Consider the following 6,750-nt stretch of genomic DNA (forward strand, 5'->3'; position numbering starts at 1 on the left):
GAAAGCGGTTACGTCGGGATCGACGAGGTACGCCGCGCCTTCACGCGAGTCGACCGCGTTCGCGCGAACCGGCCGGTTTATCCGGGATCCGCACGTGGCGGCGCACGTATGAGTGGAACCTCGGCGACGGCGGAACGGGAGATCGACCGGAACCTCTTCGTCACCGTCTCGGGGCCGCCGGGCTGCGGCGCGACGACGCTGGTGGAGGGGATCGCGGCCGCGCTCGACTGCGGCTACGTCTCCGGTGGCGAGCTGTTCCGTGAGATCGCCGCCGAGCGCGACATGAGCCTCTCGCAACTGATCGCGAAGGCCGGCGAGTCCGAGGAGATCGACCGCGCGCTCGACGAGCGGCTCCGCCGGATCGCCGAGAAGTGGGGGACCGCGAACAAGGCGTTCGTCCTCGAATCGCGGCTCGCCGGCTGGATCGCCGGCAACCGCGCCGACATGCGAATCTGGCTCGACGCGCCCGACGAGGTGCGCGCCAACCGCACCCTCGACCGCGAGGAGATGACCTCGGAGATGCAGGTCCGCGAAGTGATCGAGGAACAGCGCTACCAGTCGTACTACGGGATCGACCTCTCCGATCGCTCCATCTACGACCTGGCGATCAACACGGGGCGCTGGGACGCCGAGGCGACGCTGGACCTCGCGCTCACGGCGATCGAGGGGTACGACGTGGAGGCCGACGAGGGGGCGTTCGACACGCCCGACTTCGATATCTAGGCGGCCGCAAAATCCGGTCGAGTCGGCCGACCGCCCGAGTCAGAACGTGATGATCTCGTAGTCGTCGTCGACGAGCGAGCGGATGCTTGGGTGGCCGTCGTACTCGTCGAGCGTGACGAGTCCGGCGTCCGCGACCGCCTCGTCGACGCCGAACGCGCCGGAACAGTAGTCACAGACCGCCGCGTCGTCGCGGACCGCCTGGTAGAGCTCGTGGTAGTCGCTCTCCTCGTCTTCGAGCTCCGGGATCCACTGCGTTCCGGCGCCGTCGAAGATGAGCTCCAGCTCGTCGTCGTTCTCGGCGAACTCCTTGGCTGCTTCCAGGGCGTTCGCGAGGCGGCCGTAGTCTGCGTGCGATTCGTTGCCGGCGAGAATCACGATTGCCGCTTTTGCCATCGTACACACACGTACCCGACACCGCTACAAAACCCGTCCGCGGCTGTGTGTCGTCAGCGCCGATTCGACACGTCGTGACATACCACGGTAGGCTCAGAGCGCGAGCGATCGCGAACCGACTGCCTTCGACGCGCCTACAGCGTGATCACGTGGTCGACGCCGATCTCGCCGAGCGCCTCGTAGAGGTCCGGGAAGCAACCGACGGTCGCGCCCTCCACGGTGTCGGTCGGCTCGTAGTGGTCGCGACCGTGCTCGTCGGTGTGGTCGAACTCGGCGAGCCCCCGGCGGGTCGCGCACTGGTCGCACAGCATGAGCAGGATGTCCTGTTCGGCCGCCACGTCGGCGAGTCGCTGCCCCAGCGGGTCGTCCTCGCGGAGCGCGTAGGTGTTGTCGTGGAAGAAGAACATTCCGACCACGTCGACGCCGTGGGCCTCGGCCTCCAACTGCGGGAGGATCATGTCTCCGAGCACGTAGTCGATGGTCTGTCCGGCCGTCGCGAAGACGTACGCCACCTTCATGCGCCGACCACGACGGGCCGGGGAATGGCTCACCCGACTCCGGCATGGCTCCCCGCTATCGGTGACGCTCAGACCACGACGGAGCCGAACGGGTACGCCGGCGACTCCGCGGTCCAGACGGTCCCGGAGTCGACGTCGACGAGGGACACCCGGTCGTCGTCGTAGTGCGAGACGGCGAGCCGCCTGTCTCCTGCTCCGCCGACCGGCGTCGCGACCAGCCCGGGCGCCGGCGTCTCGACGACCGCGCCGTCGAACGACCGGAGTCGGGCGGCGCCCGCGTCGAGCACCCACCAGTCGCCGGCGACCTCGAAGACGTCGACGGGGCGCGAGAACCCCTCGTGGACCGCGGTCAACTCCAGCTCCCGGTCGAACTCGTGGACGACGCCGTCGCCGCGGCCGGGGACGAACACGCGGTTCCCGGTCGCGACGAGGTCGTACGGGTCGGCGCCGACCGCGGCCTCGGCGCGGACCGGTCCGGCGGAGGCGGCGTCTCCCGCGACATCACCCCCGGTCTCGAAGGCGACGACGCGGGCGCCGCGCTGGTCGACCGCGTACCCGCGCTCCCCGTCCGACGAGACCGCGACGCCCTGCACGCGGGCGTCCGGCCCGGCGTCGATCGCGCCGATCCGCTCGCGGCTCCCGGTGTCGACGACGTCGACGACGCCCTCGCGGCGGCTCCCAGAGTAGAGCCGTTCGCCGCCCGAGGCGACCGCGAGTTCGTGCGGCTCCGCGCCGACCGCGACGCGGTCGACGAGCGTCAGGGTCTCGGGGTCGACGACGGCAAGGGCGTCGCCGGCGGAACAGGAGACGTACAGCTCGCCGTTCGCGACCGCGAAATGCGACGGGCCCAACACGCCGGTCTCGACTCTCGTTACCTCCCCGCTCGGGTCGACCGCGGTGACGGACCGCTCGCCCATGGTCGCGACGACGGTCCGTCCGCGACACGTCGTCGCGTGGACCGGATGGCTCCCGACCGGGACCTCGCCGAGCCGCTCTCCCGTGTCGAGCGCGAACAGCGCGAGGAGGTCGTCGCCCTCGCAGGGGACCGCGAGGACGCGGTCGGCGGGTGCGTCGGTCCGTCCGTCGCCCCCGGTCATCCCGTACAGGAGAAGTCGCCGCCGCCGTCGTCGCCGCCGACGCTCCCGTCCGTCTCGACCACGACGTTCGTCGCCGTCTCGACGGGGTACCGACCGCGGTCGCCCTGGACGTTCGCCCACTCGCCGAAGCCGCCGTCGTACAGCCGCACGTCCTCGAAGCCGATCGCCTTCAGCGTCAGCCACGTCGAGGTCGGGTCCACGTTGTCGCCGCCGTAGACGACGACCGTCTCGCTCCGGTCCAGTTCGCCTTCGACCTCGTACAGCTGGACGAGCCGGCCGGGGTCGGTCATCCGCCGGCCGTCGACGTTGCCGACCCAGTGCACGTCGATCGCGCCGGGGAGGTGGCCGTGGCGGTCGTGGTCCTCGTTCAGGACGTCGGAGCCCGCCGCGGCGAGGTACGCCTCCGGCATGCGCACGTCGACCAGCCCCGGGCCGTCCGCGTTGAACGTCCCGGCCCCGTCGGCCAGCCACTCGCGGGTGACCCACGTCGACGTCGCGGGGTCCGGCTCGTAGTCGGTCGGCGAGACGCGGTCCCGCGACCCCGTCCCGAGGCGACCGTTCCAGGCGGAGAGCCCGCCGTTGAGGACGCGGATAGCCCCCTCGTGACCGACCGCAGCGAGCGCGAACGCGACGCGGGTGACGCGGGACCCGACGCTCGCGCCGTAGACGAGCACGTCGTCGTCGGGGGTCAGGCCGATCTCGCCGAACGCGTCCGCGATCGCGTCGGTGTCGGGAACGGCTCCCTCGTCGGTCGACTTGCGGGCCGTGATCGCGTCGAACGGCACGCGCCGGGCGCGATAGATGCGCTCCTCGCGGAACCGCTCTGCGTCGCGCGCGTCGAGGACGACGGCGTCCTCGCGGTTGTCGGCGAGCCAGCTCGGCCCGACGAAGTGGCCCACGTTCCCCGACACCTCGTTCTGCGCCGCCACGTCGGCGGGGGTCGTCACGCTGAGACAGCCGGCCGTGCTCGCCGCGCCCGCGACGGTCGCGCCCGCGGCCGCTCGTAGCAGGCCGCGACGGGTCGCGTTTTCACCGTCGGCGCCGTCGGCGTCCGGTTTCTGTCCCGTCATCCGCAGTAGCAGTGGCCGTCCATACACCACGACGCCTCCATCTCGCCGAACGTGATCCCGAGCGAGGCGAGCGATCCCTGGACGTTCGCCACGGCGTCGCCTTCCGGACGGACGGTGCCGGCGGCGGCGCCCGTGGGCGCCTCGCCGACCTCGATCGTCTCGACGACCTCGCGGCTCTCGTGTTCGATCACGGCCACCTGGTTCGCGTCCTGCACGGGGACGTACAGCTTCTCGCGGTTGGGCCCCCACGAGCCCGAGATACTGCTGCCGCCGACGTCGAGGGTCGTCTCGTACTCGTTGGCCTCCAAGTCGATCACGCCGACGCCCTCCCCGGGGATGAAGAGGTACGCCGCGGTGTTGTCCGGCGAGACCTCGCTCGTGATCGGCGCCCCCGGCAGGCCGTCGTCGCGGGTGATCTTCGCGAGTTCCTCTGGGTTTTCCGGGTCGGAGACGTCCCAGACGCTCTCGGAGCCTTCACGAGGCACCTCGGGCTCGCCGCCGAGCGTCCCCTCGCCGTTCTCCACGAGGAGGAGCTCCCCGTCAAAGGAGGAGGTACACATGAACGGGAGAACGTTCCCGTCGGTCACCGGCTCGCCCGCGTCGACGCGCGCGACCGTTTCGAAGGGGTCGACGCTCAGCACGCGGATCGCCTCGTCGGCCACGTCGACGACGAACGCGTAGTCGCCGTCGGGCCCGAGCGTCATGTCGCAGGGGCCGACGTAGCCGGTCTCGATCTCCGCGGTCACCTCGCCGAAGGCCTCGCTGTCGCGGTCGGCGTCGACGCGGAAGATCGCGTGGTTCTCGTCGCCCTCGGGCTCCATCCCGGTGGTGCCGCCCGAGGCGATCAGCAGGTGGTTCCCGTCGGGAGTGACGTTCGGGTAGTTCGGGCCGTAGCCGGTTTCGACGTACGCGACCTCCTCCAGTGTCCGCTGGTCGACGCCGCGGACGCCCCCGGAGACGTTGAGCCAGAGCACGTCGTGGTCGTCGTCGATTCCGGTGGAGTACTGGTTGGCCGGGAACGACGCCGTTGTCCCGAGGAACGGCGAGGCGACGAGTTCGTCCGACTCGGCGTCGATGACGCTCACCGTCCGGTCGCCGTTGTTGAACACGAACATCGTCGGCACTGGATCGTCCTCGCCGCCGCTTCCGCCGCCCCCGCCGGAACAGCCGGCGAGGGCCGCGGTCGCGCCGACGGCGCCGGAGCTCTTGAGGAGGCGCCGCCGGTCGATACCTTCCGCGAAGGGATTCCGACGGTCGTCGTTCGCCAGATCGCTCCCCTTCGCGGGGCGGGGATCCGCGTCGGCCCCCGAGGGACACGAATCCGCGTTGGTCGTCCCGCAGCCGCAGTCGTCGCTCATACCCGTGCGACGCGTCTCACGGCTAAAGTCTCCCCGGACGCCTCGTTCGTTGCCCCGTGTGTCACGTAACGGCAACTATTGCGCCGTCCTCCGACCCGAGGGAGCCGTTACCGTCTCCGGCGACGCTTTACGTCCGGGAGCGTGTGTTCCGGTAATGTTGCTGTCGCCCGTCGCCTACATCGGCGTCTCTATCGCGGTCGGGTTGTCGTTCGGGATCCTGTTACAGAAGGCGCGGTTCTGCTTCGTCAGCGCCTTCCGCGACTTCGTCGCGTTCAAAGACACCCGCGTGCTGAAGGGGCTGCTCGCCGGGATCGCCGTGATGACCGTGTTCTGGAGTATCCAGGCCACGTTCGGGTACTTCCGCGGCTTCTGGACGCCCGCGTGGGGACTCGGCTCGCTGATCGGCGGCTTCGTCTTCGGCCTCGGAATGACCCTCGCCGGCGGCTGCGCGTCCGGGACTCTCTACCGCGCCGGACAAGGGTACATCCAGTTCTGGCTCGTGCTCCTGTTCATGTTCGTCGGCTACGTCCTGTTCGCGTTCGCGTTCCCCGTCGCCGAGACGTACTACTTCGCGACGCTGAACCCGTTCGAGGGACAGACGCTGTACCTCTCGCTGCCGTTCTCCCCGGCCGTGACGGGGGTGCTGGCGGTGTCGCTCGGCACCCTCGCGTACGCGTTGGTGAAGGGGAGGAGTCAGCTCCCCGACGACCCCTCCGGCGGAGCGGGAGTCGGGGCCGACACCCGCGCGCAGGCGGCGGTCGGCGCCTCCCGAACGCTCTCGGCCGTCTCGGTCGGCCTACACGGCATCGCCGACGGGACCGTCGAGTACGTCCGTGGGATCCGCGACGACGACCGGCCGCTGACGGTCCGGCTCCGCGACTCGTGGGACGCGCGGACCGCGGGCGTGGCGATGGCGCTCGTCGCGAGCCTCTGGTTCTACGTGCACGGCCACTGGGCGATCACCGGCAGCGAGGCGCGCTGGGCCGGCTACCTGCTCTCCGGGGCCGGGTTCGACGTAGCGAGCGTCGAGTACTGGGGGTCGATCCTGTTCCGCGACGGGAACATCTCGCTGACCATCGACATGGTGATGATCTCGTCGCTGATCGTCGGCTCCTTCATCGCCGCGTACGCCTCCGGCGACTTCAGGGTCCGGAAGCCGAAGCTGAACCGGGTGCCGAACTACGCGATCGGCGGGCTCCTGATGGGCGTCGGATCGCGGCTCGCGGCGGGCTGTAACATCGCGAACCTCTTCTCGGGGATCGCGCTGCTGTCGGTCCACTCCTTCATCGCCGGCGCGGGGATCATCCTCGGCGTCTACGTGATGACCCACTACATGTACCGCGAGGTCGGCTGCGCGATTTAAGTAGGACTCTCGATCGAATTCGTCGGTTGATACGCCGAATCGGGTCTTTTTGTGGCTATGAGGGTCTTCGAATCTCCAGCCACTCACTTATAAATTGGTGCTACTAGCGCGGAGAACGTCTCCAGAGCTCCAGCCGCTCGGCTATCTTTCTACGAGGAGAGAATCCCGGCGTTTACGCCGGGAGTGAATCCGACAACGCTGACACGATCTTTCTACGAGGAGAGAATC

7 protein-coding genes are annotated in these 6,750 nt (G+C 69.6%); 2 read left to right on the forward strand and 5 right to left on the reverse strand.

Going from position 1 to position 6,750, the window contains the following annotated elements:
• Positions 1-108: 108 nt before the first annotated feature.
• Entirely contained in the window at positions 109-723 is a 615-nt protein-coding gene (gene cmk, locus ACP96_RS03630) for a (d)CMP kinase (RefSeq protein ID WP_050026449.1), read from the forward strand.
• A gap of 39 nt (positions 724-762) precedes the next feature.
• Here cmk and ACP96_RS03635 read toward each other — a convergent pair whose 3' ends face one another.
• The 5 genes from ACP96_RS03635 to ACP96_RS03655 form a co-directional block, all read right to left on the reverse strand.
• Positions 763-1,116, reverse strand: coding sequence for a DsrE family protein (locus ACP96_RS03635; protein WP_050032249.1), 354 nt, complete (start codon positions 1,114-1,116; stop codon positions 763-765).
• Between the two features lie 134 nt (positions 1,117-1,250).
• Positions 1,251-1,634 (reverse strand): SaoD/DsrE family protein, encoded by a 384-nt coding sequence (locus tag ACP96_RS03640; RefSeq protein ID WP_050032250.1) that lies wholly within the window; start codon positions 1,632-1,634, stop codon positions 1,251-1,253.
• Between the two features lie 68 nt (positions 1,635-1,702).
• The gene (locus tag ACP96_RS03645) at positions 1,703-2,731 is read right to left on the reverse strand and encodes a YncE family protein (protein ID WP_050032251.1); all 1,029 of its coding nucleotides are present in this window, start codon (positions 2,729-2,731) and stop codon (positions 1,703-1,705) included.
• Positions 2,728-3,801 (reverse strand): sulfurtransferase, encoded by a 1,074-nt coding sequence (locus ACP96_RS03650; RefSeq protein WP_050032252.1) that lies wholly within the window; start codon positions 3,799-3,801, stop codon positions 2,728-2,730. Before ACP96_RS03650 ends, ACP96_RS03645 begins: the two co-directional genes overlap by 4 nt.
• Positions 3,798-5,159, reverse strand: coding sequence for a YncE family protein (locus tag ACP96_RS03655; RefSeq protein WP_050032253.1), 1,362 nt, complete (start codon positions 5,157-5,159; stop codon positions 3,798-3,800). Before ACP96_RS03655 ends, ACP96_RS03650 begins: the two co-directional genes overlap by 4 nt.
• A 154-nt stretch (positions 5,160-5,313) precedes the next feature.
• Between ACP96_RS03655 and ACP96_RS03660 the strand changes: the two genes are divergently transcribed.
• Positions 5,314-6,522 (forward strand): YeeE/YedE family protein, encoded by a 1,209-nt coding sequence (locus ACP96_RS03660; RefSeq protein ID WP_050032254.1) that lies wholly within the window; start codon positions 5,314-5,316, stop codon positions 6,520-6,522.
• Positions 6,523-6,750 lie beyond the last annotated feature (228 nt).

The sequence above is a fragment of the Halorubrum halophilum genome (assembly GCF_000739595.1).
GTDB classification, from domain to species: domain Archaea; phylum Halobacteriota; class Halobacteria; order Halobacteriales; family Haloferacaceae; genus Halorubrum; species Halorubrum halophilum.

Excerpts from the sequence above, each read along its gene's own strand:
- cmk (WP_050026449.1), top strand. The coding sequence starts at position 109 with ATGAGTGGAACCTCGGCGACGGCGGAACGGGAGATCGACCGGAACCTC.
- ACP96_RS03635 (WP_050032249.1), bottom strand. The coding sequence starts at position 1,116 with ATGGCAAAAGCGGCAATCGTGATTCTCGCCGGCAACGAATCGCACGCA.
- ACP96_RS03640 (WP_050032250.1), bottom strand. The coding sequence starts at position 1,634 with ATGAAGGTGGCGTACGTCTTCGCGACGGCCGGACAGACCATCGACTAC.
- ACP96_RS03645 (WP_050032251.1), bottom strand. The coding sequence starts at position 2,731 with ATGACCGGGGGCGACGGACGGACCGACGCACCCGCCGACCGCGTCCTC.
- ACP96_RS03650 (WP_050032252.1), bottom strand. The coding sequence starts at position 3,801 with ATGACGGGACAGAAACCGGACGCCGACGGCGCCGACGGTGAAAACGCG.
- ACP96_RS03655 (WP_050032253.1), bottom strand. The coding sequence starts at position 5,159 with ATGAGCGACGACTGCGGCTGCGGGACGACCAACGCGGATTCGTGTCCC.
- ACP96_RS03660 (WP_050032254.1), top strand. The coding sequence starts at position 5,314 with ATGTTGCTGTCGCCCGTCGCCTACATCGGCGTCTCTATCGCGGTCGGG.